This is a genomic window from Streptomyces sp. WAC 01529 (assembly GCF_003945545.1).
Taxonomy (GTDB): Bacteria; Actinomycetota; Actinomycetes; order Streptomycetales; family Streptomycetaceae; genus Streptomyces; species Streptomyces anatolicus.
In genome coordinates this window covers 137815-161855 of record NZ_CP029617.1, presented here as the reverse complement: position 1 = coordinate 161855, position 24041 = coordinate 137815, and the positions used below count along the sequence as shown (strand labels likewise).

Sequence of the window (24041 nt, the reverse complement as noted above, 5' to 3'; positions counted from 1 at the left end):
CTCCCCCCCACCAAGCCCGCGGCCCGCACCCGAGCAGCCGCGCCACCGAGGAAAGGAAACCTCCACCATGAGCACCTCCCACTCCGCTGATGCCCTCAAGGGCTCGGTGATCTCGTACGCGATCTGGGCTGATGACGGGCGTCGGCTCGCCGAGTTCTACGCCGCCGCGCTGGGCAGCGAGGTCGGCGAGCCCTACCCCGACGAACACGGCAACGAGGTCGCCTTCCCCGTCACCGTCGGCGACGCGATGTACGTCTTCTGGACGTCCAGCTCCTTCACCGCACCCGCCTGGCCCCAGCAGGACCTGCCCTTCCACATGGATCTGGCCTTCCCCGATGTGGTCGCCGCGGAGCAGCGGCTGCTGGAACTCGGGGCGAGCAAGCCCGACTTCCAGCCCGGCGGCGATCACTGGACCGTTCTGCTGGACCCCTGCGGCCAGCCGCTGTGCATCAGCCAGACCCAGCCCTCCTGACCACAGGAGTCCCTGCTGACCACAGGAGCCCTACCTGACCACCCATGGAAAGGAACCAAACCCTCATGAAGATAGCCCTGTTGGGAACCAACTTCGGCCAGGCGCACGCCGCCGTCTACGCCGCCCGTGACGACGTAGAGGTGGTGATGTTCGGCCGCGACGCGGACAAGACCGCAGGGGTGGCCGGACAGTTCGGGTTCGCCGCCGGCACGGACCTGGACGCGGCCTTCACCGACCCCTCCTTCGACTTGGTCGATGTCTGTCTGCCCATCCCGCTGCACGCACCGATGGTGCTGCGCGCCCTGGAGGCCGGCAAGCACGTTCTGACCGAACTGCCCATGGCCGGTTCCCTGGAGGAGGGCCGCAGGATCGTGGCGGCCGCCGAGTCGAGCGACCAGCACGTGTTCGTGGACATGTTCGAGCGGTTCATCCCTGCCAACCAGGCCCTCACCGACGCCGTACGCGACGGTACCTACGGCCGACTCCAGGAACTGGCCTGCTGGAACGCGGTCGCTCTGCTGTGGCCGGGCGCCTCGCTCGGGCTGAAGCAGCTGCCGATGGAGGCCATGCACAGCGACCTGGACCTGATCACCCGCGCCCTCGGCACACCGGACCAGGTGCACGTCACCGCGGTGGGGCGCGACGCGGACGCCGGCGCGGTCGAGGCCACCCTCGCCTTCGACGGCGCGATCGCCCGCAGCTCGCTCTCCTCGCTGCGGCCCAAGCCGTGGGGCGCCCGCAGCGGCTACACCGCCGCCTTCACCCACGGCGTCCTTGAGTGGACCTCGGCCATGGGCTACGACGGCAAACCGACCGGCACTCTCACCGCCTACACCGAGGAGGGCGCCCACGAGGTGAAGCTGGCCGCCGCCGACCAGTACACGGCGATGATCGACCACGTACTGGCTGTGCTGCGCGGTGAGGCCACCAACGAGATCAGCCCGGCGAGCGCCCTGGCCGCGCTGGACCTGACCTGCCGAATCAACGAGCAGGTCAACCCCGCCGCGTGACCGCCCGGCCCTGCTGCCGCGCCACCCTGAGCGCGCGAGCAGCGGGGCGCCGCGACCGGCAACGCGCGCGACCTCTGTCACCCGGTGTGCCACTACACTGCGCCGTGCGTGGCGTCACAGGACACGCGGCAACTGGCCGAAAGTCGAACGGGGAACGGCATGGCTACGGGGGGATGGGGGCCGGACAACGGCCCGGGTCAGTCTGGCGGCAACGGACCGGGAGGCCAGGGCGGCTGGGGCGCTCCTCACGGATCACCGCCGGGCGGCTCGTACGGTCCGCCACCACCGAATCCGGGCCCGTATCCGAACCTGAACCGGAACCCGAACCAGGCTCCGTACCCCTACGCCCCCCAGCCCACGAGGCCTGCCGCCCGGCGTTCGCGCGGCTGCCTGTCGTACTTCTCGCTCTTCGGGTTCGTCTCCGCGATCCTGCGCTCGGCGCATCGCGTCGCCACCCGGCTTTTCGCGCAGGAGGGGGAGAGCCGAATAGTGGACCGGGCCGTGGACCGCGTCCAGCTGGCCCGCACGGTGCTGGGTGCCGCAGCCACCATCGCCCTGATCCTCGCCTACAACGTGGACCGGAACCGCTTGGAGGACGCGGCGTGGAGCGGCGTCGCCAACCTCATCGTCGCCCCCTTGGTGCTGCTCATCGCCGGACCCCTGGTCATCGTCGGATTCATCTATTACGCGCCCTCGCACCTGCGGCCGCATCTGCGCTCCCGGCTGCGCGCTCCGCTCAAGGCGGTCGGCTGGTACGTGCTGACGTTGGTCGTCATCAGCGGCATCCTCACCCTCACGGCGCAGGCCATTGACGTCAACGACGGGAGGAGTTGGTGGGAGTACGTACTGGGCGTCGCCGCGATCATCGTGATCGTGTGGGGTTTTCCCTTCTTCTTCATGGCGTCGCTGTACTCGGCCCGCAGCGCCTTCAACAGCGCCCAGGTCCACCCGCTGCTGCCGCCGGTCCTGACCATGGCGCTGGTGTGGGTGTTCGCGGTCTTCAACCTGATCGGCGGCGGCATGCCGGGGGGCCCGCCCGCCGTGCAGTTCTGCTCCATGCTGGGCGGACCGCTGTCGGTGACAGCCGTCTCGCTGTGGGAACTGCGACGGATGAGGACCCGTTTCGGCGTCACCCTGCGCGCCTGATCCGGCTTCGCCGGGCCCCGCTCCCAGAGGTAATCGCTGATCACCTTTGATCGGGGGGATGGCGGTGTGTCCGTCGCCTACTTCAGCCCGAGAGCAACGATCAAGCCGGCTATCAGCACTGCCGCAAGAGTCGTCTGGAACAAGGTCAGGAGCTGTTGCGTGCCGTCCTGTCGCAACGTGCTGCGCACATGCTCCCACGCAGTCGGTTCCAGGCCTTTTACGATGAACAGGTCATGGCCAAGCGCGGACACCACCCCGGCCGGCGACGAGGAGTCATCAGCCGTTCCGAGCCATGACTTGGACAGCATCACTTCCACGTCCGGGATCAAATTCGAGACCCCGTCTTCCTCCAGGGCGCTTCTGCAATAGCCGCAGAGATACGACGACATCACCTTCTGACGGACGTCGCTCAATACAGGAGTGACATCACCCACGCAGCCCTTCGTTCCCAGGTGTACTGAGCCGCGCAAGCGAGGGGAGACAGCGGCGACCGCTTCTCGCACCGTGAGCGTCAGCACGAACTCCAGGATCGACGGCGGGGCCATCCACCTCTGCCAGTTGCCGAGGGCGATGATCGAGACACCGTTGTGCCGCAACGAATAGAAGTTGTCGGCCAGCGTCGCCTTCGTCAGCACCACCAGGCGATCGGGCGGCTCCTCCTCCTTGGTCTGGAAGACGCCCGACAGCGTGCTGAAGCGGCGCCGCATGCCCTGCCGGAATGCCTCACACTCCGCTCGTACGACCTCACGGTCGAGGGGCTCGCCTCGCGTGAGCATCAGAATGAGGAGGTCCGTCGGGTCGGGGGACAGGAACTCGAACTCGAAACCGCTCTGCAAAGTATTGAGATGCAAGATCAAGTACCGGAGTGCCGAGTCGTTGCCCTCGTCGATAGCGGAGACGATCCCTATCCGTTTACGTCCCACAGCGCCCCTCCCGCCTCCGCTCCGGCATGACCTTACAACCTAGGCCTCAGTCCCCAACGCCAAACTCCCATTGGGTCCCCATGCGGCCAACTGCCCCTGTGCGGAGCGGCGTTGGTATGCGCGGAGGGTGTGGTAGTGGCCTGCGAACAAGATGGTGGCCGCTGCCGGCACGGATTCCGCACGTGGACGCCGTCCTCACCGGGCACCCGAGGAGGGTCCGAGGGCGGGCCAGTCTGTGACAGGTGATCAGACACCAAGGCCACGCCGAGCGCGGTCTCGGCTTGGGGCTCGGCGGGTCCTGCCTGTCCGTGGACGAAGTCGAGCGGCAGACGCCGGGGGAGCGGCTGCCGGGGGCGCACGTGACGGGCGGTACGAAACGGCGTTTGGGGGGCTCTCGTGCTGAAGTGTGGTGAGAGGCTCATGATCGGGAACGTGAATGTCATGCCGGACGTATCAGCACCCGTGATCAAACTGGTGCGGCGGACCACCGAGCCCGTCGCGGCGCAGACCCTGCGTTCCACGGCCGCGGCCGTGATCTCCTTCAGCGCCGCCTTGCTGGTCCTGCCCGCGCAACCCGCCCCCCTGACGGCCCCGCTCACCGCGCTCCTGGTCGTCCAGGTCACCCTGTACGCGACCCTGACCACCGGTATCCGGCGCGTGAACTCCGTCATCGTCGGCGTCCTCATCGCCATTGGCTTCACCGCCCTGGTCGGGCTGACCTGGTGGAGCCTGGGTCTGACGATCTTCACCTCGCTGATCATCGGCCGTTTCGTACGGGTGAACGAGTTCGTGCCCGAGGTGGCGATCAGCGCGATGCTGGTCCTGGGTGTCTCCCAGGCCACCTCGGCGGCCTGGCACCGGGTCCTGGAGACGCTGATCGGCGCCGGGGTGGGCCTGCTGTTCAACCTGCTGTTCGCGCCCCCTGTGTGGACGCAGTCCGCGGGGATGTCCATCGACGGGCTGGCGCGCGGGATGGGCCGGATGTTCCGCACCATGGGCGCGGAGATCGCCGGGGGCAACCTCCCCTTCCCGCACGCGGCCGCCAGGCTGCACGAGGCGCGGCGGCTGGACCACGACATCGTGGAGGTCGACGCCTCGCTGCGGCAGGCGGAGGAGAGCCTGCGGATGAATCCGCGCGTACGGCAGGGGCTGCTGTCCCGGGTGGTGCTCCGGACGGGGCTGGACACCCTGGAGATCTGCGCGGTGGTGCTGCGAGTGCTGACGCGAAGTCTGACCGACCTGGCGAAGTTCCGTACGGACGAACCGCTGTTCCCGCCGGACGTGTCGGCCGGCCTTCAGCAGCTGTTCGAGCAGGTGGCCGAGGCCATCGAGAGCTTCGCCCGGCTGATCACCACCCAGGTGGCCGCCAACGCGGAGCAGGCCGAGGAGCGGCTGACCGACGCCCTGGCCGCGAGCCGGGCCACTCGCGACCGGGTCGCCGAGATGCTGCTGGAAGACGTGCGGGAGCACCCCAGGCAGTGGCAGCTGCACGGCGCGCTGCTCGCCGAGATCGACCGGATCCTCGACGAGCTGGACCTCGACAAGCGCACCGAGCGCCTCATGCAGGAGCTGGACCGCCGCGCGGCGGAGCTCAACGAACGCCACCCGCGGCTCGCGGCGCTGCGCCGCCGACTGCGCGGCGATGGCGGCACGGAGCGGCAGCCGGCCGTGGAGACGTGAGACCCCGCCGCTGTATTCCGGCTCTGCGCTCGGCCACCGTCGCCGAGGACTGGCCCAAGTAGCGCTGGACAGGGGAGAGGCCGGTGCCGTTCAGCCCTTGGCGGGCGCCGTGGCCGACGCGGTGTCGGCGATGTGGGCGACGATGTCCTGGAGGACGGATTCGCTCTCGGTGACCTCGATGACGGTGACGCCGTGGTCGACGGCCTGGTCGCACAGCCAGGCCTGGATGAGGCGGATGTTGTCGAACTCGCGAAGGTAGCGCTCTCCGACGCGGGATCCGGTTTCACGGCCTCTGCGCAGGAAGTGGTTCCTGTGAGTGTCGGCGTCGGACACCGTCAGGACGACGGGCAGCAGGAGGGTCTGGGGGAACTGACGGGCCCAGTGCGCCAGGTGGCCGGGGACCACGTGGGAGCCCTCGACGATGATCGACGTCCGTTCCTCGACGGCACGGGCGATGACGGCCCGGGCGCCCACGGAGACGGCCTGGACCTGTTCCCGGAAGGAGGTGATCAGGGCCTCGGCCGGTTCTTCGGGGGTGGGGCAGGGCGAGGGTACGACGTGGAAGCTGGAGGTGTGCAGAGCGGGAAGCAGATCCTGTGGAACCGCGGCGCGCAGGACTTCGCGGACGGTGTCGGTGGAGATGACCCGGGTCATGCGCAACCGTACGGCCAGTTGGGTCGCGATGGTGGACTTGCCCACACCGGTGACGCCGCCCAGCAGGACGATCAGCGGTGCCTGGAGGTTGTCGACGCGCTGCCACCGCCGGTAGCGACGCGCGTGCTGTTCGTCGATCTCGCTCAGGACCGCGCATGCCAGATCGCGCAGTGTGCGGGTCGCAACGAGGGGGCGCGCTTGTGCGGTCAGCCGCTCGTGCACGCGTCGGGCGGCGGCGAACGCCTCGCCGGGGAGTACTCCGGCGGTCATGAACGAGGAGGCGAGCAGCCCCTCGGAGAAGGGCAGACGTTGAGAGCCGGTGTGGATCTCGATGCCCGGCGTGGTGGCGTTCATCCGTGTTCTTCTCCCGCGGTCGCGTGTCGTCGGCGGGCCAGGTGGGCCACGGACAGCAGGTGGGGGTCGAGGGTGTCGCCGTCGAGGGTGAGGGGACGGTTGTCGACGTAGACCGTCTCGATGCCGTGTTCGGCTCCGAAGCGGGTGACGACATCCACGCCGGCCGCCTTCAGTTCGACGGCCAGGACGTCGGTCTCCGGTGCGTGTTCCCCGAGATCGTGGGCAAGTTGCCGACGGTCGCCCAGGGCGTGGCTGATGCCCAGGACGTGCGCGCCGTGAACGTGTTCGAGGTGCGCGGCGAGCGTGGGGCCCGCTTGCCGCGGCGCGGTGGTGGCCAGCCACAGCCGTTTGCCGGCGACATCGGCCAGGGGGTGCGGGCGCAGGACGGCGCGGACGATCTCGGGGCGGGTGACGCAGTGTTCGGCGATGGCCGCCTCGATCGCTTCCGCGCGTCTACGGCCCTCGTCGCCCTCGCACATGGTCAAGACCACCAGATCGGCCAGCAACAGGCGGTAGAGACCGAAGTAGCCGTGGAGGTCGACCGGGTCGATGTGGACGTCCACCACCAGGATCGTCGCGTCGGCGGCGGCCGGGGGGATGGACGCCCCGCTGGACTCCAGCACCAGCACTTCCGGATCGAGACCGACGGCCTTTTCGAGGGCACGGTCGTAGTCGGTGTGGAACGGGGCGCCGGCCAGGCCGCCTCCGGCCCGCCAGGTCCCCACGGTGGGCACGCCCGTCGTCAGGGCGTCCTCGATGTGGTCGCTTGCGGCGTGCCGGCCCCGGTCGGCCCACTCGAGCAGGGTCTCGGGCGTCAAACCGGCGTCGGCCGCCACGGCTTGGGGTTCGGCGGGACCGCCTCGGCCCATCGCCACGATCACCGGGGCCAACCCCGCGTGTCGATAGGCGCGGGCGGCGGCGCCGGAGACCGCGGTCTTGCCGGTGCGCTTGCCCATCCCGATCACCGCCACCGAGGCGGCGCCGCACATCGGGGGCCGGTGCGGTGGGGTGAACACAAAGTCGGGACCGACATACGAGGCCTCGCGCCACACCGCGATCGAAGCCATGCGAAAGCGGCGGGTGTTGTGCAGGACCGGCTCGTCCGACAGGTCCAGTACCCGCGTGGCGCCCGTCTCGACGATGGCCGCGGCCAGCGCGCGTTCCGGGTCGTGCGCCGTGCGGACCGGCACCCCCAGGTCCAGGGCGCGGGTGCCCAGTTTCTCCCCGCCGCCCACCAGCAGTGCCAGGACGACGTGTTCCCCGGCCTCGCGCATGCGCGCGATCGCCCGCGCGGTCACCGGCGGATAGTGCTCACCGTCGACCAGGACGATGGATGTGGGAACAGTCGCCACGAGGCTCCTCGATCGAGATCGACCAACGGACCGGCGGGATCGGATACGAACGCCCAGGGCCCTGCTGCCCGCCCCCGGACATCGCCGGGCGACTCGTTTCCAGCGACGAAGCCGCACACACAGCCAAGACGAACGACTGACCCGACACCGCGGATGCCACCAGTAGACGCATGGGTTGGCCGACTGTCCGGCATTCATACTTTCGAGGTCGTTTTCCGGACCGTCGAGCCTGAGGTGAGACCTGCGCCCGACCCGGACAAGGGCCCGGAACACCCAGCGTCTAGGGTGAGCTTGTGCCGCATTTCGAGGTGGTGACAGCCGTCGCCGCGCCCCCGGACCGGGTGTTCGCGGTATGTCTGGACGTGGAGGCGCATACCCGCTCCATGGGCGAGTCGTCGGAGCGCGCAGTCGGCGGCAAGACTCGGGGAGAGCTGGCCCTCGGTGACACGGTGACCTTCCAAGCTCGCCATCTCGGCCTGACCTGGCGGCTCAAGGCCCGCATCACCGGCTACGACCGGCCCCGATGCTTCGTGGACGAGCAGGAGTCCGGACCCTTCAAGCGATGGCGTCACGCCCACCACTTCGAGCCGGACGGTGCCGGGGGCACCATCATGAGAGACGTCGTCGACTTCGCCTCACCGCTGGGGCGCGTCGGACGCATCGTCGACCGACTCCTCCTGAGCCGGTACATGCCCCGCCTCATCAGAATGCGCAACGCCTACCTGGCCAGCACTTTCGACTGAGCGGCCGGGCCCGGCACCCCTGCTCCACTACAAGCCCCGCGGCGCTGAGCAACTGGCCGCGAGCGTGGTTCTCTTGTCCCGAATCAGCGGAACGCACGGCCCACCAGGGCCGGGGTCTGCCGGTCGGCAGCGAGGCGGAGGTGGTCGGGTCGCGGGTCACCTGGCCGTGAAGCGCCACCCGACCACAGCCGGGCCCTGTCGTTGCCGCGGCTACGACACCTTCGCCCCTACGACGCCTTCACCGCTAAGGCGTCACGGTGCGATCGCCCAGCGCTGACGCGCGTCGGTGCCGCATTCGTCGACCGTCACGTCCTCCGTCTCCCTCAGCGGCGCCACGAGGCACAGGTGGTTGGCCTCGTTGCGAAGGCGGATGGAGCCGTCAACGTAGGTCTCCGCCAGCCAGCGGCGGCCCGTACCGTCGTTCTTGCTGTTGCCGGTACCGCGGTCGCCCAGTACGGCAGTGGTGCCGATGCCGGAATCGTCGCTGTCCAGGACGTCGACGCATTTGCCGCTGACGATTCCCTTGATCCGCGCGATGTTGTCACCGGGACCGGCGTACTGGATGTCCCAGCGCGAAATGTTCCCGTGGCTGTAGGTGGTCAGCTCGGTCTCGTCGCTCTTGCCCCCGCCACGGGCGGAGAGGTAGAGGCCGTTCGACGCGCGCAGCCGGGTTCGGCTCTCCCCGGGCTCCCAGGTCTTCTCCTCCACGGTGCGGGAGTTGTCCCCACCACCGCTGGGCCTGGCTGCCGTCGCACGGGAGGGCCAGGACGCGTTCCAGCATCGGCGTACCGGTCAGACACAGCTCCGGGCGGGCGGAGTTGCGCCAGATCAGCGTGCCGTCCGACTCCTCGGGGGACTCGGGATGCCACTGAGCGTACTTCGAGTCACACGGCAGCAACAGGACCTGCAGCGGCAGCCACGGGTTGAGACCGGGGCGGCCCCGGGGCCTCGCCGACCGGCCCGCGAGGGGCGCCGCGGGCGGCGGCGCCGGGCGGGATGTCCCCGTAATTGAAGAGGTACCAGTGCCCCTCGACGGTGCCCATGCGGAACCGCTGCCGGTCGTCGAACCGGTCGCTGCGGCTGATCACACGGCCGTCGTTCGTCACGCTCATGAGCCACCCGGTCCGGGCGTTCTCGAAGGCGGAGGAGAAGGTGTGGGTCGCGCGGTCGGGCGCGGCCGTCACGGGAGTGGGGGACCCGGGCACGACGCCGACGAGCAGGCCGACGGCGAGCAGCGTGGTCAGGACCGCCGCCCACCATGAGCCGCGCGGGCCGGATCGGGACGTGGTGCTCGTTCGTGGCACCGGTGATAACCGCATGATGCGTTTCTCCGTTCAGGGATCGGAAAACGCCCAGAGTCTTGAGGGTGCTCCATCCCGTACGCCAGGGAGATCGGGCGATCGGGGACGCTGGAACGCCGCACCAGTTTCGTGGTGGGCGCCGGTTTCGGTACGTATGCGAAAGCATCGTGCTGGGCGGCTAGATCCCGACGGCTGGAGCCTCCGCCGTCGGCGGCCAGGCTGTGTGGTTCTCCGGATCGTGGGGCAGCAGGGCAAGTAGCTTCTGAAGCCGTCAACTCCGCCGTCGGGTAGCCAGCACCTGAGGGCCGGGCCGTGAACTTCATCAAGTGGAGGCGCTATCGACATGCAGGACGATTACTTCAGGAGAAAGCAGGCGACTTCCCGGCTCTTTATGATCGCCACGTTCCTCCTTGCCTGTGGAGCGGGCATTGGCCTGGCCCTGGCCGTCGCCGGAAAGCCGGCAGGTCTTTGGCTGGTAGCGCTCTGCGCAGCTATATGGGGGGTCAGTTATCTGGCTCGGCGCAGAGTGACTGGCGACGAACTGTGAGATCCGTCCGGTAACGATGGAGGGTCCGGACCGGAACATATGGCCGGAGTCCAACTCCCCTCCGGGCTGCCCGCGTCTGACCCTGAGTTCAAGCGATCGGCCGGTGAACGCTAGCGGCTGCCCGTGACACCCCCTGCGCTAGTTTTCGCAAAGCAAGAGGTAGCTGTCAACAACCCCACGAGAGCTTCGCCAGCCGGGCGAAACGTTGCCAGAGGGCCCGGTTCGCTCCGCTATGCACGGCGCATCACGCGTAAGCATGAGCGCCAATAGGCACTCTGTGCGCCCTCCCAGTTCCCCTGGGTGACGGAAATCATGAGCACACCGCACATGAACAGTGATCCGCGGTCCCCTGCCCCTCGGCCGGGCGGACTTGCGGCGGAAGGAGTTCACGGTGTTGCTTCTCATCTCCCCGGACGGTGTCGAGGAGGCCCTCGACTGTGCGAAGGCGGCCGAGCATCTCGACATAGTCGACGTCAAGAAGCCTGACGAGGGCTCTCTCGGCGCGAACTTCCCCTGGGTCATCCGGGAGATCCGCGAAGCGATACCGGCGGACAAACCGGTCTCCGCCACCGTGGGCGACGTTCCGTACAAGCCGGGCACGGTGGCACAGGCCGCGCTCGGCGCGGTCGTCTCCGGCGCCACGTACATCAAGGTCGGTCTCTACGGATGCACGACGCCCGAGCAGGGCATCGACGTCATGCGCGCGGTCGTCCGGGCCGTGAAGGACCACCGCCCGGACGCGCTCGTCGTCGCCTCCGGCTACGCCGACGCCCACCGGATCGGCTGCGTCAACCCGCTCGCCTTACCCGACATCGCTGCTCGCGCCGGTGCCGACGCGGCCATGCTCGACACCGCGATCAAGGACGGGACGCGGCTCTTCGATCACGTGCCGCCGGACGCATGCGCCGAGTTCGTCCGGCTGGCCCACGCCGCTGGCCTGCTCGCCGCCCTCGCGGGCAGCATCAAGCAGGCCGATCTCGGCCCGTTGACCGGCATCGGCACGGACATCGTCGGGGTACGCGGAGCGGTCTGCGAGGGCGGCGACCGCAACTCCGGCAGGATCCGTCCGCATTTGGTGGCCGGCTTCCGGGCGGAGATGGAACGGCACGCCCAAGAGCACGCGGTCGGCGTCAGCGCCGTGAGTTGACCACCGGCATGCCGACCTGCGAGCCCCACCGTGTGCCCGGACGCGGGGCCGGGCGTTTCCCCGTCACTGACCGGTCCCGCCAGGCCTGGCACAGCTGGCGTGCCGACGCCGCTGCCCGCACCACGGCTCTGCGCGCGGCGGCCGACCCCGTGGGGGCCGACCGGCGACGACCTCGCCCGGCTGCTCACACGGGGCAGGGCAAGCCCCTGGCCGAGTCGCCCGCGGAAACCGCCCGCACGGCGGCTCGCCTGCGTTACCTTGCCGATCTGGCCCCAGGGCCCGGCGAATCACCGGTGGCCGGCCCGTTCACAGCAAGGTCCGCTGGCGACCCGCGGATCCGTCGCCGCGATCGTGCCGTGGAACTTCCCTTCTCGCCTCCCGCCCCGGCCCGGTCAACAACGCCCCCCAACTGGCCCGGGTCCAGCGGCTTGCGCAGCGGGCGCTGGCGGCCGGCGCCCGCGCTGCGTACCGCGGCCACCGACTGGACGGACCGGGGTCCTTCTTCGCTCCTACGATGCTCACCGACATCCCGCCTGACATCCCGCCCGACAGCCCGGTGGTGACCCAGGAGCAGTTCGGCACCGCCCCCCACCGGACCGAGGCGGTAGCCGACCGGCTCGAACGCGGTACGTCCTGTATGAATCACCACGCCGAACTGTCCCTCGCCCCGCCCGTCGTAGACGTCAAGGACAGCGGCGTCGGCGTGACGGGCGGACCGTGGGCGCTGTGCGGCAACCTGCGGCCGTTCGCCGTCCACCACCCGCCGGGGGCGTGGCGATGAGGTTCCAGGCGGCCGTACTGCGCTCGTACGAGAGCCCGTTCACCATCGAGGAGGTGGACCTGCAGACCGAGCCCGCCGTCGGCGAGATCCTGGTGGAGATCGCGGGCTCCGGGATGTGCCGGACCGATCTCGCGGTCCGGCGATCCGCCGGCCGCAGCCCCCTGCCGGTCGTCCTCGGCCACGAGGGCTCCGGAGTCGTGGTGAGGACCGGTAGCGGCCCTGACCTCGCGGTCAATGTGGGCGACCACGTCGTGCTGAGCTTCGACTCCTGCGGGCACTGCCGGAACTGCCGCAGCGGTGCTCCGGCCTACTGCGACTCCTTCGCCTCCCTCAACCTCTTCGGAGGACGCGAAGAGAAGCCGCCGCGGCTCACCGACCCGACCGGCAAAGCACTCGCGCCCCGTTGGTTCGGCCAGTCCTCGTTCGCCGCGTACGCGCTCGTCCCGGCCCGCAACGCCGTCCGGGTCGACCCCGCACTGCCGCTCGAACTGCTCGGGCCCCTCGGCTGTGGCTTCCTCACGGGTGCCGGAGCCGTGCTGAACTCCTTCGGCGCGGGCCCCGGCGACCACCTGACGGTCTTCGGCGCCGGAGCCGTGGGCCTGGCCGCGGTGATGGCGGCCACCGCCTCCGGCGTCCCGACCGTCGCCGTCGACCGACATCCTGAGCGGCTCGCCCTCGCCGAGCGGTTCGGCGCGACCCCGCTCCACGCCGACGCACCCGACCTGCCCGGGCGGATCCGGCGCCTGACCGACGGCGGCGCCCAGTACGCCCTGGACACCACGGCCGCGTCGCCCCTCATCAACGCGGCGCTCCAAGCCCTCCGCCCCACCGGCAGCCTCGGCCTGGTGGCGCGCCTGCACACCCCGCTGTCCCTCGAACCGGGCGCACTCGACCAGGGCCGCGGCATCCGGCACATCTGCGAGGGGGACGCCGTACCCGCAGTGCTGATACCCCGGTTGATCCGACTGTGGCAGGCCGGCCTCTTCCCTTTCGACCAGCTGCTCCGCACCTACCCGCTGGCCGACATCAACGAGGCCGAACGCGACTGTGACGCGGGCCGGGTGGTCAAACCCGTCCTGCTCCCGGAGAGGGCGAGCCGATGAGCGAGGCGCACGGCACCGGGGACTCGCCCCATCCGACGAGTGCGCATCTCGCGTCCCCCACCCCCACCGACGGAGGAAGCATGACCGGCACGACGTCGCAGCACACAGACGTGGAAAGCGTGGACGGGGGAGTGGGCTTGACCGCCCTCCTGGTCGCCGCGGCGCGGGCGATCGAGACCCACCGCCACGACAGCCTGGCCCAGGACGTCCACGCGGAACACTTCGTGCGCGCGGCCCCCGCCTGCGCGCGGTGGCCGGTACGCATCGAGCAGGTTCCGGCTGGGGACGCCGACCCGCTGTGGGGGCGATTCGCCCGCTACTTCGGTCTGCGGACGAGGACCCTCGACGACTACCTCCTCCGGTCGGTCGGTACCGGCGCCCGCCAAGTCGTCCTACTGGGAGCCGGGTTGGACACCCGCGCCTTCCGACTGGACCTGCCGTCCGACTGCGTCGTCTTCGAGATCGACAGGGCGGGCGTGCTGGCCTTCAAGCAGCAGGTGCTCACGGACGTGTCAGCCGCCCCGAAGGTGAAACGCGTCCCCGTACCGGTCGATCTGCGCGCGGACTGGGCCAGCACGCTGACCACCTCCGGCTTCGACCCGGCCGCGCCGAGCGTGTGGCTGGCCGAGGGGCTCCTCTTCTACTTGCCGGGCCCCGCCGAGACGTACCTCATCGACACGGTGGACAGGCTGACCACCGGCGGGAGTGCTCTGGCCTTCGAGGCCAAGCTGGAGAAGGACCTGCTGGCCTACCGCGACAGCGCGATCTACACGGCGACGCGAGAACAGATCGGCATCGACCTGCTCCACCTCTTCGCCAAGGGCCCACGACCCGACTCGGCGGGAGACCTGACGGCCAAGGGCTGGTCCACCGCGATGCACACACCCTTCGACTTCACCCGCCGCCACGGACGTGGCCCCCTCCCCGAGCCGAACGACGCGCTGGAGGGAAACCGGTGGGTGTTCGCACACAAGCCCCGGCCATGACGCCCGCGGCACTCACGATGGCGCCCGTATGGGGTTTCTAGGGCGGGGCCGGCCGCAAGCCCCGCCCGGGAAACGCATTCCGCTGGAGGCGGCAACTCGGTTGCGCCGCACCGGTTGCCGCCCCGGCCCAGTGAGCCGCTGACGGGCTGTGTCAGACGGTCCGGGCGCCCACCAGCTGGTCGCCGGGAATCCCGGCCTTGTCCGGTGCGTAGTAGTCCTCGATGCCGGCGGCCCACGTGGCCACGGTGATGCGGTCCTCGGCGTCCGGCCCGAAGGCGTCGAAGAGCGCGTGGATGTTCGCTTCCTCGAAGCCGATCGCCGTCATCAGCGACACGAAGAGGGGGCGCTCGATCAGGCCGTCCCCATCGGGATCGCCGAGGGCGGAGAGTGCCTGGGCGAACTCAGTGATCGTGGGGCCGAAACGCTCGGGGTCGAGTACGAACGGACGGAACTCTTCCACGGTGATCACACCGTCGCCGTTGGCGTCCAGTTCAGTGGCGAGTGTCGTCCAGTAGCGGCGGAACGCGGCCTGGATGGCGGCTCGGGCGCCGTCGTCCGACGCGGTCGCCACCTTCAGAACACGGCCCGTCATGAGGTCGAAGTCGCCGGAGTCGATGACTCCGTTGCCGTTGGCGTCGAAGAGAGAGAAGACCAGTTCCACGCGCTTGGCGGCCTCAGTTCGCAAATTTCTCACCTGTCTCCTGCGACCCGATGATTCCGGGCCTGCCCAATGAGTGCCTCTACCTGACCGAGTGGGGGACACACGCCCAGCCCGGCGCGTATAGGGGCCATGACCATGGAACCGCCACGAAGGGCCACGGAGTCGGTGATCTTCGCTTGTGGTGACAGAAGGACTGTTGAATGAGCGTGTGTGACAGATCAGATGCCTCGCCTGTGACAACCAGGCTGCTTCAACCGATCCCGTCCGTCAGCTCATATGACCACGCTGACGACAACTCCTGAGCGCTGGCTTACGCCCATCGACAGCGACGTCCTGGACCCCCGACCACGGCAACGCCCTCGCCTCAAAGACCTGTTCACCCGGGCCGTCGACGTCGCCCTCGCCGACGACAAGCGGCCGCCGACTGGGCGAGCCGGCTCCACTTCGCCGTACGAGCGCGTCAGGCGCTTTGCGGCGCCCAGGTCTTCCGCGACGGGTTGTCGGCCGCCGACCGGGGAACCTTCGCGCAGGAGGTGTATCCCGACAGGAAGAGGGAGGTGGTCGAGTCGTTCCACGCCAGGTCGAATTGGTCACCGGTCGCCGGGTCCTGGACGCGGAAGCCGAACTCGACCCAGTCCTTGCCCCGGCGGTTACCGTCGTGGGTGAGGGTCCAGCCCGCCGAGGTGAACTTCCGGCGCAGGCGAGCCTCCGTGGCACGGGCGACATCGGCTGGGATGTCCTCGACCGTCCACCTGAGCTCGAAGGTGACGACGTCAGGCAGAGTCTTCTCGACGCTGAGGCCGCCCGCATAGCAACTGTGGCCGGGGACCACCTGGACGGGCCTCACCGCCTCGTGGGACGGCAGGGCCATGCCGTCGTACGCCCACTGCGCGCGGTCCGTCAGACGCTGGGAGAGCGTCGCGGGGTCGGCGGAGGGATACTCCCGCTCCAGCACGGAGCAGCCCGAGGTCGTCAGGGCGGCGAGCAGCAGGGCCAGGAGCGCGGTGGTCTTCCTCATGGATGGACCATACGAACGAGGCGGCGCAGGCCGCATGAGCACGGGTACTCAAATCCGCAGGAGGGAACCAGGGGCCCGCGCCACACCTGAACTCCGCGCCAGGGGCCAGGCCGACTCCGCGGGCAACGCCGCGACCCAGGCCGAACGCAAGACCAGCGCTGGCCTTGGGCGGGGACCCCTATCCCTCTACTCCGGACTCAACTCACCCCGCAACAGCGGGTACCGAAGCCCGCCCTCCGATGCTTGCTGCGCCTCATGCGCGCATGCGTCACATCCGTCCCAGCGCCGTCGTCGAACGCCGGTGCGGGGGAGAGGGGCTTTGTCCGTCAACTGTCCGAGCCGACCCTTACGATCACTCCGTGACCACGCAATCGCCCTTGGCCCCCTTCGTCCTCGACGAGGCCGACGCAACGCAGACCTCGCACTGCCTGATGCTCTTCGAGGGCGACATGGAACAAGTAGAGGCGGTGTTCGAGGAGCACGACGCCGAAGGGAACGGGCACGGCTGGGAGGGCTTGGCCGAATCGCTGGTCCATACGCAGATGCCCGAACTTGCCGACCGACTGGACTTCGGCTCCGAGTCCGGCACCTTCGTCGTCACCAGCGACGACATCACCGCGCTCAGGCAGCTGGGGGACGTGCTCCACGGCGCATTCCACGACCGCGAGCTCCTCGCACGCCACATCCAAGGTGCTGACCCACTTTTCCTGCCGCGCTGACGGCCCGCGCAGGACGTACGCAACAAGCGGCGCGGCCACACGTGGCACGGGCTGCCGGCTACTGGCCCTGAAGGACCCCGCGTGTCGAGGGCCCTCGGGGTGGTAGTGGTCGCTGCGGGTCAGATCAGGCTGTGCAGTTCTCCGGGAGGCGGCGGCAGCAGCACGTTCCGCAGGCGGCGGATGTTCGCGCGCCAGGGGCCGCCGCCATCCGATTGCGCCCATAGGTCCATCAGCTCGGACGGCTCGGTCGTGATGCGGTCGAGGGCCTGAAGGGCGAGTTCCCGAAGGCCAGTGAGATCGGGGAGGGGCTCCTCCGGTCCGTAAACCGGATCGGCAGGCTCACCCTGGGGGCATTGCGCGGCGACGAGGGCGGCCGCGGCTACGGCTTGCTCGGATTCGGGTGCTTCGAGGTATCCCACGATGTCGATCACACGTGTGAGAGCGCCGCGGACGATGCCCCCGCGTTCGTCCCCGGCCGCCTCATCAAGGTCGCTGCCAAAGTCCGCTGCGGTGTCGTTGTCGAAGGGGCCGACGTCCCAGGTGCCCATGGTCTCTCCTGCCTCGTGGTCCGACTGGGGCATCCTGGCAGGAGCCTCTGACAACGTCCCGCCTACGGCGAGGGCGGCATGATCAATCGCGATGACTTCTGATGTCACGCCTCGGCGATCAGCTTCTGGGCGGTCTCAGCGACGAGGACCTTCGCGAGAGTCCATGGTTTCCTGAATTCAGGAGTCTGTGTACTGTCATGGGGTGCTGACTCTCGCCCGTGACATCGAAGTGCTGGCCCGTTTCGGCCGCGCGCTCGCCGACCCGATCCGCTGCCGCGTCCTGCTCGCCCTGCGCGACGCCCCCGCCTACCCCGCCGATCTCGCCGACACGATCGGCGTCTCCCGTACCCGGTTGTCGAACCACCTGGCGTGCCTGCGCGACTGTGGCCTGGTCGTGGCGGTGCCGGACGGTCGGCGGACTCGATACGAGCTGGCCGACGAGCGTCTGGGCCACGCGCTGGACGATCTGCGCACCGCCGTGGTCGCCGTGGAGGCGGACAAGACGTGCCCGGACGCCGAGACGAAGGGCTGCTGCTGAGATGACCGCGATACCCCTCGGTCCGACCCCGACCCCGACCCCGACCCCAACCTCGACCTCGGCCCGTCGCGAGGTGCTCGCCAGGCGCATACGACTGCTGGTCGGCGCGACCATCACCTACAACGTCATCGAAGCCGTCGTCGCCCTCACCGCGGGGACGATCGCCTCCTCCACCGCCCTGATCGGCTTCGGCCTGGACTCCGTCATCGAGGTCTCCTCCGCCGCGGCGGTCGCCTGGCAGTTCTCCGCCCGCGAGCACGCGGTGCGCGAAGCCCGCGAGAAGACCACGCTGCGGATCATCGCCGTCTCGTTCTTCGCGCTCGCCGCGTACGTCGGCATCGACGCCGTGCGCGCGCTGACCGGCACCGGCGAAGCCGACCGCTCGATCGTCGGCATCGTCATCGCGGCCCTCTCGCTGGCGGTGATGCCGTTCCTGTCCGCCGCCCAGCGCCGGGCCGGCCGCGAACTCGGCTCCGCCAGCGCCGTCGCGGACTCCAAGCAGACCCTGCTCTGCACCTACCTCTCCGCCGTGCTCCTGGTCGGCCTCGTCCTCAACGCGACCCTGAGCTGGACCTGGGCCGACCCGATCGCCGCTCTGGTGATCGCCGTCATCGCGGTGAAGGAAGGCTGCGCCGCCTGGCAGGGCAAGGGCTGCTGCGCGGCCCCCGCGACGACGACCGCCCCGGCCGCCGACCCCTGCGGCTGCCGCCCGGGATGCGAGTGCTGCACTTGAGCCAACAGATGCCGGGGCGAGCTGTTCAGCTGTCCTCGGCTCGGTCGGCCGGGGCTTGGTCAACTCCGGCTCAAGCGCCGCGCAATGGCCTCCAGCAACTCATCCAGCGCCGCCCCGCGTGTCCGGACCGTTGGTCGGGCCAGCCCTACCCGGCTCGGTGAGACCCCGCGAACTGGACGGAACACCACGTCCGGGTGGGAGTAGAAACGGACCGTCGACGCCGGGGCCAGCGCTACGCAGCCGGCAGCAACCGCGCCGAGCCACTCGTCGGGCCGGCTGGTGACGGCGCCGACCCGGACTGGGTGCCCTTCCCGCTCCTCCGTCGCCAGCCAGTGTTCCCTCCAGGCCCCGGTCTCGGCTCCGGCCGCGACGAAGGGCTCGTCCCACAGCTCCCGGAACTCCACCGTCCCGCTGTTCGCCAGCGGGTGTCGAGCCGGCAGCAGCACCCCACGCTCCTCGACGAACAACTCCCGCACGTTCAGCCCCTCCTGCCCCGGAAACGGCAGACGCACCACTGCCGCGTCCGCTTCACCCCGGGCCAGGCCGGCACTCGGGTCCGACCAGTCGAACTGACGCAGTTCCACCCGCCACTCCGGGTGCGCCCGGCGGAACCCGGCGATGACCTCGTGGACGGCGCCCACGGCGCCCGCGTCCAGAAAGCCCAGGCGCAGCAGCCGCGCCGCCCGGCCGGTTGCCCGTAGCGCCTCGTCCCAGCCGTCCAACAGGGCGGGCACCCGCGCGGCCAGCTCCCGACCGGCCTCGGTCAGCACCATCCCGGACCGCGAACGTACGAAGAGCGGTACCCCGAGATCGTCCTCCAAGCGCCGGATCTGCTTGGTCAGCGCGGGCTGCGAGACGAACAGTTCTCGCGCCGCCCCGGTCAGGCTGCCCTCCTCCGCTACCGCGGCGAAGTACCGCAGCAGGCGCGTGTCCACGTCCATGCCGCCAGGTTATAGAAGCAGGTATTGGACGGTGCCGAAGCGCCTGCGGACCCTGAAGGCATGACCGGTACCCAGCTCGCATTCCTCGTCGTCACCCTGTTCACCGCCGCTATCAACGTCGCTATGGCCGCAGCCGACCTCGCCGGAGCGCGCTTCGTGCTGGCCAACTCGGCGCAGGTGGGTGTGCCCCGCTCCTGGCTGCCCTGGCTCGCCGCCCTCAAGCTGGCCGGCGCGGCGGGCCTCCTCCTCGGCCTCTCCGCCCCGGCACTGCGTCCCCTCGGTGCCGCCGCGGCCTGCGGTCTCGTACTCCTCTACTTGGGCGCGCTCGCCTTCCATCTGCGCGCCCGCGTGCTCCACAACCTCGCGTTCCCCGGTTTCTACCTCGCCACCGCCGTCGCCTCGTTGGCCTTGGCCTTGGCCTCCTGATGGCGGCACCGCTCAACGATGGCATCTACCACGCTTCCAACGCCATGCGTACGCCATCTGTACGCCATTCGTGCGGCGTAAATGCGTGGTCCGTACGTTCCCTGAGGGTAGGGTGGGACCGGAGGTGCCCCATGTCCGAGTTGTTCGACGCGGTCGACGCGCTGGTCGAGTCCCGCGCCGCGCTGCCACCGCCGCCGGAGCGCAAGCGGCTGCGTGCCGCGCACGGCCTGACGATCGATGAGGTGGCTACCGCGCTGAAGGTGCGCCGGGCCACGGTGTCCGGCTGGGAGTCGGGCAAGACCGAGCCGCGCCCGCCGGAGCGCAACGCCTACGCCCGGCTGCTGAACAAGCTCGCGGGGCTCTACCCCGCCGACCCCACCGACCCCACGGACGCGGCCGCGCCTGTCCAGGACACCGCGGCGCAGACCACGTCCACCGGCGTACCCCGCCCGGCGGAAGCGCAACCGCTGCCCAAGGATCCGGCGCCCGAGGCCGCGCCCACGACAGCCCCCGAAACGCCCCGGACCCCTGCACGCACCACCAGGCCGTCGTCGACGTCGCGCCGTCCGGGTGGGAAGCAGGCGATCCCGGCCACGTCCCCGGCAGACGCCGATCCGCGGTTCGAGAACGGTCCGCTGGCGGTCGTCGATGTCGAGGAGGGCAAGGTAGTGGCGTACTGCGTCGGTGGTCTGGTCCTGGACGTGCCCGCCAAGTCCCTCCCGTCCCTGGTGGACTGGACGCTCACGGAGGCGAAACTCGGTCAGCCGAAGCTGTCCGGTCCGGGAAGGCCGGCCGACCCGCTGCTCGTACTCACCGAGGCCGCCCTGGATCGCCTTGGCCTGCCCGTCGCCCTCACCGAGGAGGAACGGCTCGCCGGGCGGATCCCGGAGAGCCACAAGGTCATCAAGCAGCTGGCCCGCGCGGAGTGGAAGCTGACCAAGCGCGGGCTGGGGCCGTGGGCGCGAATCTACCGACCGGCCAAGGGATCGGACCGCCAGTGCGTACAGCTGTGCATTCCGTCGTGGAACGCGCTGGACACCCGGCACTGGGGCCACGCCGCGCAGCTGCCGCCGGCCGAACTCGCGCGCGTGCTGGGCGTGTACGCGTCCCGGGTGATGACGCCGCGCGGCTCCACCGCCGTAACCGGCCTGGAGCTGATGACGGCGCTGCACCCGCCGACGTACGCCGTACGGGATGAGGAGACGGGTGGTCTGCGTCAGGCCGACGACAAGACGCCCGGCTCGCTGGGCAAGGACCCGGTAGACCCGGCTCCGTGCGAGGCCCCCGACGGGCACCCACTCCTCAAGGACCTGCCGCGCTTTCACATCCGTACCCCGGCGGAGAAGCTGTTCGAGGAGGCGTACGACTGGGCGCGTCCCCTGACCGACGCCGAATGCATGCGCCGCAACCTCGTGGGCCTCGACGTCAACATGGCGTTCGCCGCAGGAGCGAACGGGCTGCCCGTGGGCCTGGGCGCGCCGACGTATGTCAAGAACCCGCTGTTCGACCCGAAGCTGCCCGGCTCGTGGCTGGTCGACCTCTCCCACGTCGACCTGTCCCGGGTGAAGGTCGGCAAGGAGTGGGTGGAGCTGGACGGCAGCCTGCTGCCCAGCCCCTTCACGCCGAAGGGCGACCGCCCGGCCGGCCCGGCTTGGTACGCGACACCGACCGTGGCCTACGCGGTGGAGCTCGGCTATGAGGTGCACCCGGTTGAGGCGTACGTACGGTACGAGAACGGCCGCTACCTGGACAGCTGGTACACCCGCCTGCGCGACGCCTACCTGGCCACGATGGCCGACCTCGGCGTCGGCGCCGACCTCGCCCCGGCCGACTTCCTCGCGGCGATGGACGGCTACAAGAGCCGTGACCTGGAGCTGGCGATCGTCGTCTCCGCGGTCAAGGCGACGGTGAAGGGCGGCCTGGGCAAGCTCCGCGAGCGCCCGCGCGGTGAGGGATGGCGGCCGGGCGAGCCGTGGCGGGCACTGTCCCGTCCGACGTGGCGGCCGGACATCCGTGCGGCGGTCATCTCCCGTACGCGCATCAACCTGCACCGGAAGATCGTCAAGCACGCGGCGTTCACCGGGCAGTACCCGGTGGCGATCCTCTCCGACTGCGTCGTCTACGCGGCCGACGGCGAGAGCCCGCTGGACTTCCTGCCCTACCGGGACGGAAAGCCGCTGCCCGGCGGCTTCAAGCTCGGCATCAACCCCGGCCTGGTCAAGCACGAGGGCACCCAGACTGTCCTGTGGGGCGAAGAGGTCCGCGAGCGGTTCGACGCGCCGGAACTCAACCTCGCCCGGTACATCAAGGACGGCACCGTCACCGAACTCGACAACGGAGAGTAGGAGAAGGCCACGATGAGCCTCTTCGGGGACGGCCTGGACACCGCGGTGCACAAGGCGTTCACGCGCCCGGCGCCCAAGAACGCGGGCCCGCAGATGCGGTACCTGGTCAAGCAGATGAAGGGCACCAAGGCGGTCGCCCAGCTGCTGCGCGTCTCCCAGCGCACCGTCGAGCGGTACGTGAAGGACCAGATCAAAAAGCCCCGCCCGGACCTCGCCGCGCGCCTGGAACGCGAGGTGAAGGCCCGCTGGCAGCCGCAGGTCCGGGCCAGGGCCAGGCAGAAGGCGGCGACGACCGACGGCATCGTCATCGACGTCCACGCCCGCCTCGGCTACGCCGGTGCGCCGATGGGCACGACGGACGAGGACCGCGTCCGGCACCTCACCGTGGCCCTTCCGCCCCAGCACGCCGCCCGCCTCTTCGACGCCCAGGAGCAGGGCGCGGGCGAAGCCCAGCTGCGCGAACTCACCGCCGAAGCCCTCAGAGAGGTCTACTTCCAGGACGGCGGCCGCCGCGCGGGCTCCCTTCAGGAAGTCCAGATCAACGACGTACTGAACCTGGAGTTCGACCTGTAGAGGCCGCGCCCCGAACAGCCCGCGAGCCCCGGACCGCCGACAGCCAGGCGCCCCGCGAGCATGCCGCCGATCGGCGCGCCGGACGACGTCTCCTCCACGTCGCGCCGAAGGCGCCCGGCGCAGACTGCACCGGGAGGGAGGCTTCCCGGCGCATGGCCATGCGTCACTGTTTCACTGGGCCGCGAGAACTTCTTCCGCCATCTCCTCCTCAGTGGCCGCTCCTGGTGGTGCGGCCACGCGGAAGGGCTTGCCGAAGTCGCTGAAGGACTCATCGAGATCCATGGCGGGGTTGGTGACCCGCAGAAGGAAGGGCTTGCCTTCGGTGGCGATGTGGAATTCCACCGCCCCTCCTTCCCACTTGTAAGTGATCCTTGTCGCGGGTCGGCCCTGCACCGTCGCAGGCCGCTGCGTTGAGGATGTCTTTTTGAGCTGACCAAGGGAGGGCAGACGCTTTTCCAGCCAGTCCCGCCGGGTCTTCGGCGCACACATGTCACGCATCACCTCGTAGACGTCGGCGTTGCGTTTCACCCACCTGTCAGCCAACACCTTCACACGTGTCGGATACTTTTTGGCTTCGGGCGCCACCTGGAGCGCTTCCTTGCTGCCCCGTGTGTAGAGCGCCGACGGAGTGATGACCCAGTCCAAGGTCGCAGCACCCTTCCAAGCGTGCGCCTTGCACGCCTTCGTGTCGCCAGACATCGCGCTGTGCATGACGGTGGTGCCCTCGGTCCTCTTCCGCCGGGTCGAACGGAGATAGTCCTGATCGAGCGTCACGTCGATCGCCTCGCTGATGAGCTTGGCGGTCCGGTCTCCGCCCGAGGATGTCGGGGCGGTGGCGGCCGCCCGCTTCGGGCTGCCTTCTGAGGGGTTCCCCTTCGCGCCGTTACTACTGGAGCCGCACCCGGCTGCTGCGATGAGTGCAGCGGTTACGGCCGCAGTAGCTGTCGCTCTTCGGGCACGGTGGACGAGCGGGCTGGTGGCGCTGGACATCAAATTTCCCTGGGAGCAGACAATGATGCCCCCATGATCCACTGTCGCGGCCGTACCACCGCCACCGGAATGCGCGGACAGCGGGGCAACTGTCGCCGGGTCGTGCTCGGCGCGTTCGCGTAGCGCGGCGACGGTCGCCCGGGTGACTTCCAGCTGCTCGGCTGCCTCTGAGCCGAGGCCGGACAGCGACCCGGCCAGTGCATCGAGGGCCGTGGCTCGACGGCTTAATGTCCCGCCCAACCAGTACGGCCAGTACGCATGCTGCGGCACTTCCTGACGTAACGACCGGCTAGCAGCGTCACTTTGGGGCGCGCCGCGCAATGAGGCGATGGCCACCCTCGGCGTCTCGG

The 24041-nt window shown here is 69.7% G+C and carries 25 protein-coding genes; 15 read left to right on the top strand and 10 right to left on the bottom strand.

Annotated elements, in window-relative coordinates:
- Window positions 1–67: 67 nt before the first annotated feature.
- The 3 genes from DMA15_RS00650 to DMA15_RS00640 all read left to right on the top strand — a co-directional run bounded on the left by DMA15_RS00650 (window position 68) and on the right by DMA15_RS00640 (window position 2628).
- Window positions 68–472: a VOC family protein gene (locus DMA15_RS00650; protein WP_125510707.1), complete on the top strand. Its 405-nt coding sequence runs from the start codon at window positions 68–70 to the stop codon at window positions 470–472.
- A 65-nt stretch (window positions 473–537) separates the two neighbouring features.
- Window positions 538–1482 (top strand): Gfo/Idh/MocA family oxidoreductase, encoded by a 945-nt coding sequence (locus DMA15_RS00645; RefSeq protein WP_125510706.1) that lies wholly within the window; start codon window positions 538–540, stop codon window positions 1480–1482.
- Window positions 1483–1971: 489 nt separating this feature from the next.
- Window positions 1972–2628 (top strand): hypothetical protein, encoded by a 657-nt coding sequence (locus DMA15_RS00640; protein ID WP_240659632.1) that lies wholly within the window; start codon window positions 1972–1974, stop codon window positions 2626–2628.
- A 77-nt stretch (window positions 2629–2705) separates the two neighbouring features.
- Here the strand turns inward: DMA15_RS00640 and DMA15_RS00635 are convergent, their stop codons facing one another.
- Window positions 2706–3551 (bottom strand): hypothetical protein, encoded by an 846-nt coding sequence (locus tag DMA15_RS00635; protein ID WP_125510704.1) that lies wholly within the window; start codon window positions 3549–3551, stop codon window positions 2706–2708.
- 441 nt (window positions 3552–3992) lie between these two features.
- Here DMA15_RS00635 and DMA15_RS00630 point away from each other — a divergent pair, with 441 nt between their 5' ends.
- A complete protein-coding gene (locus tag DMA15_RS00630) occupies window positions 3993–5231 on the top strand; it encodes an aromatic acid exporter family protein (RefSeq protein ID WP_125510703.1) in 1239 nt (412 codons plus the stop codon).
- Window positions 5232–5321: 90 nt separating this feature from the next.
- Here the strand turns inward: DMA15_RS00630 and DMA15_RS00625 are convergent, their stop codons facing one another.
- Both DMA15_RS00625 and DMA15_RS00620 read right to left on the bottom strand, forming a co-directional pair.
- On the bottom strand, window positions 5322–6239 hold the full coding sequence (locus tag DMA15_RS00625; protein WP_125510702.1) for an AAA family ATPase: 918 nt from the start codon (window positions 6237–6239) through the stop codon (window positions 5322–5324).
- Window positions 6236–7591 (bottom strand): 2,3-diphosphoglycerate synthetase, encoded by a 1356-nt coding sequence (locus DMA15_RS00620; RefSeq protein WP_125510701.1) that lies wholly within the window; start codon window positions 7589–7591, stop codon window positions 6236–6238. Before DMA15_RS00620 ends, DMA15_RS00625 begins: the two co-directional genes overlap by 4 nt.
- A 293-nt stretch (window positions 7592–7884) precedes the next feature.
- Here DMA15_RS00620 and DMA15_RS00615 point away from each other — a divergent pair, with 293 nt between their 5' ends.
- Window positions 7885–8334: an SRPBCC family protein gene (locus tag DMA15_RS00615; protein ID WP_125510700.1), complete on the top strand. Its 450-nt coding sequence runs from the start codon at window positions 7885–7887 to the stop codon at window positions 8332–8334.
- Between the two features lie 252 nt (window positions 8335–8586).
- On the opposite strand, the gene DMA15_RS00610 is transcribed toward DMA15_RS00615, so the two are convergent.
- Both DMA15_RS00610 and DMA15_RS00605 read right to left on the bottom strand, forming a co-directional pair.
- Entirely contained in the window at window positions 8587–9042 is a 456-nt protein-coding gene (locus DMA15_RS00610) for an RICIN domain-containing protein (RefSeq protein WP_125510699.1), read from the bottom strand.
- A 176-nt stretch (window positions 9043–9218) separates the two neighbouring features.
- Entirely contained in the window at window positions 9219–9638 is a 420-nt protein-coding gene (locus tag DMA15_RS00605) for a hypothetical protein (protein ID WP_125510698.1), read from the bottom strand.
- Between the two features lie 935 nt (window positions 9639–10573).
- Between DMA15_RS00605 and DMA15_RS00600 the strand changes: the two genes are divergently transcribed.
- From DMA15_RS00600 to DMA15_RS00585, 4 genes are all read left to right on the top strand, one after another.
- Window positions 10574–11329 (top strand): (5-formylfuran-3-yl)methyl phosphate synthase, encoded by a 756-nt coding sequence (locus tag DMA15_RS00600; RefSeq protein WP_125510697.1) that lies wholly within the window; start codon window positions 10574–10576, stop codon window positions 11327–11329.
- 85 nt (window positions 11330–11414) lie between these two features.
- Window positions 11415–12110 (top strand): aldehyde dehydrogenase family protein, encoded by a 696-nt coding sequence (locus tag DMA15_RS00595; protein WP_346428942.1) that lies wholly within the window; start codon window positions 11415–11417, stop codon window positions 12108–12110.
- Window positions 12107–13213: an NAD(P)-dependent alcohol dehydrogenase gene (locus DMA15_RS00590; RefSeq protein ID WP_125510696.1), complete on the top strand. Its 1107-nt coding sequence runs from the start codon at window positions 12107–12109 to the stop codon at window positions 13211–13213. Before DMA15_RS00595 ends, DMA15_RS00590 begins: the two co-directional genes overlap by 4 nt.
- 80 nt (window positions 13214–13293) lie before the next feature.
- Window positions 13294–14199 carry a class I SAM-dependent methyltransferase gene (locus DMA15_RS00585; RefSeq protein ID WP_240659631.1) on the top strand — a complete coding sequence of 302 codons (906 nt, stop codon included), beginning with the start codon at window positions 13294–13296 and terminating at the stop codon, window positions 14197–14199.
- A gap of 151 nt (window positions 14200–14350) precedes the next feature.
- On the opposite strand, the gene DMA15_RS00580 is transcribed toward DMA15_RS00585, so the two are convergent.
- Both DMA15_RS00580 and DMA15_RS00575 read right to left on the bottom strand, forming a co-directional pair.
- Window positions 14351–14884, bottom strand: coding sequence for an EF-hand domain-containing protein (locus DMA15_RS00580; RefSeq protein WP_125510694.1), 534 nt, complete (start codon window positions 14882–14884; stop codon window positions 14351–14353).
- 436 nt (window positions 14885–15320) lie between these two features.
- The gene (locus tag DMA15_RS00575; RefSeq protein WP_125510693.1) at window positions 15321–15878 is read right to left on the bottom strand and encodes a hypothetical protein; all 558 of its coding nucleotides are present in this window, start codon (window positions 15876–15878) and stop codon (window positions 15321–15323) included.
- Window positions 15879–16237: 359 nt separating this feature from the next.
- Here DMA15_RS00575 and DMA15_RS00570 point away from each other — a divergent pair, with 359 nt between their 5' ends.
- On the top strand, window positions 16238–16597 hold the full coding sequence (locus tag DMA15_RS00570) for an immunity 51 family protein (RefSeq protein ID WP_164551656.1): 360 nt from the start codon (window positions 16238–16240) through the stop codon (window positions 16595–16597).
- 119 nt (window positions 16598–16716) lie between these two features.
- Here DMA15_RS00570 and DMA15_RS00565 read toward each other — a convergent pair whose 3' ends face one another.
- Window positions 16717–17145 (bottom strand): DUF4259 domain-containing protein, encoded by a 429-nt coding sequence (locus DMA15_RS00565; protein WP_125510691.1) that lies wholly within the window; start codon window positions 17143–17145, stop codon window positions 16717–16719.
- 202 nt (window positions 17146–17347) lie between these two features.
- On the opposite strand from DMA15_RS00565, the gene DMA15_RS00560 reads away from it, so the two are divergent.
- Window positions 17348–17683, top strand: a complete 336-nt coding sequence (locus tag DMA15_RS00560) for a metalloregulator ArsR/SmtB family transcription factor (RefSeq protein WP_125510690.1) — start codon at window positions 17348–17350, stop codon at window positions 17681–17683.
- A 1-nt stretch (window position 17684) separates the two neighbouring features.
- Window positions 17685–18416, top strand: a complete 732-nt coding sequence (locus DMA15_RS00555; RefSeq protein WP_125510689.1) for a cation transporter — start codon at window positions 17685–17687, stop codon at window positions 18414–18416.
- A 59-nt stretch (window positions 18417–18475) separates the two neighbouring features.
- Here the strand turns inward: DMA15_RS00555 and DMA15_RS00550 are convergent, their stop codons facing one another.
- Window positions 18476–19357, bottom strand: a complete 882-nt coding sequence (locus DMA15_RS00550; protein WP_125510688.1) for a LysR family transcriptional regulator — start codon at window positions 19355–19357, stop codon at window positions 18476–18478.
- A 60-nt stretch (window positions 19358–19417) separates the two neighbouring features.
- Here DMA15_RS00550 and DMA15_RS00545 point away from each other — a divergent pair, with 60 nt between their 5' ends.
- From DMA15_RS00545 to DMA15_RS00535, 3 genes are all read left to right on the top strand, one after another.
- Complete coding sequence (locus DMA15_RS00545; RefSeq protein ID WP_125510687.1) at window positions 19418–19783, top strand: DoxX family protein; 366 nt, start codon at window positions 19418–19420, stop codon at window positions 19781–19783.
- A gap of 131 nt (window positions 19784–19914) precedes the next feature.
- Window positions 19915–22128 carry a helix-turn-helix transcriptional regulator gene (locus DMA15_RS00540; RefSeq protein ID WP_125510686.1) on the top strand — a complete coding sequence of 738 codons (2214 nt, stop codon included), beginning with the start codon at window positions 19915–19917 and terminating at the stop codon, window positions 22126–22128.
- 12 nt (window positions 22129–22140) lie between these two features.
- Entirely contained in the window at window positions 22141–22701 is a 561-nt protein-coding gene (locus DMA15_RS00535; RefSeq protein WP_125510685.1) for an XRE family transcriptional regulator, read from the top strand.
- 171 nt (window positions 22702–22872) lie between these two features.
- Here DMA15_RS00535 and DMA15_RS00530 read toward each other — a convergent pair whose 3' ends face one another.
- Window positions 22873–23961 carry a hypothetical protein gene (locus DMA15_RS00530; protein WP_125510684.1) on the bottom strand — a complete coding sequence of 363 codons (1089 nt, stop codon included), beginning with the start codon at window positions 23959–23961 and terminating at the stop codon, window positions 22873–22875.
- Window positions 23962–24041 lie beyond the last annotated feature (80 nt).

What these genes read in the sequence shown, in the direction of transcription:
- DMA15_RS00650 (WP_125510707.1), top strand. Translation starts at nt 68, where the DNA reads ATGAGCACCTCCCACTCCGCTGATGCCCTCAAGGGCTCGGTGATCTCG.
- DMA15_RS00645 (WP_125510706.1), top strand. Translation starts at nt 538, where the DNA reads ATGAAGATAGCCCTGTTGGGAACCAACTTCGGCCAGGCGCACGCCGCC.
- DMA15_RS00630 (WP_125510703.1), top strand. Translation starts at nt 3,993, where the DNA reads ATGCCGGACGTATCAGCACCCGTGATCAAACTGGTGCGGCGGACCACC.
- DMA15_RS00625 (WP_125510702.1), bottom strand. Translation starts at nt 6,239, where the DNA reads ATGAACGCCACCACGCCGGGCATCGAGATCCACACCGGCTCTCAACGT.
- DMA15_RS00590 (WP_125510696.1), top strand. Translation starts at nt 12,107, where the DNA reads ATGAGGTTCCAGGCGGCCGTACTGCGCTCGTACGAGAGCCCGTTCACC.
- DMA15_RS00585 (WP_240659631.1), top strand. Translation starts at nt 13,294, where the DNA reads ATGACCGGCACGACGTCGCAGCACACAGACGTGGAAAGCGTGGACGGG.
- DMA15_RS00575 (WP_125510693.1), bottom strand. Translation starts at nt 15,878, where the DNA reads ATGAGGAAGACCACCGCGCTCCTGGCCCTGCTGCTCGCCGCCCTGACG.
- DMA15_RS00565 (WP_125510691.1), bottom strand. Translation starts at nt 17,145, where the DNA reads ATGGGCACCTGGGACGTCGGCCCCTTCGACAACGACACCGCAGCGGAC.
- DMA15_RS00555 (WP_125510689.1), top strand. Translation starts at nt 17,685, where the DNA reads ATGACCGCGATACCCCTCGGTCCGACCCCGACCCCGACCCCGACCCCA.
- DMA15_RS00550 (WP_125510688.1), bottom strand. Translation starts at nt 19,357, where the DNA reads ATGGACGTGGACACGCGCCTGCTGCGGTACTTCGCCGCGGTAGCGGAG.
- DMA15_RS00545 (WP_125510687.1), top strand. Translation starts at nt 19,418, where the DNA reads ATGACCGGTACCCAGCTCGCATTCCTCGTCGTCACCCTGTTCACCGCC.
- DMA15_RS00540 (WP_125510686.1), top strand. Translation starts at nt 19,915, where the DNA reads ATGTCCGAGTTGTTCGACGCGGTCGACGCGCTGGTCGAGTCCCGCGCC.
- DMA15_RS00535 (WP_125510685.1), top strand. Translation starts at nt 22,141, where the DNA reads ATGAGCCTCTTCGGGGACGGCCTGGACACCGCGGTGCACAAGGCGTTC.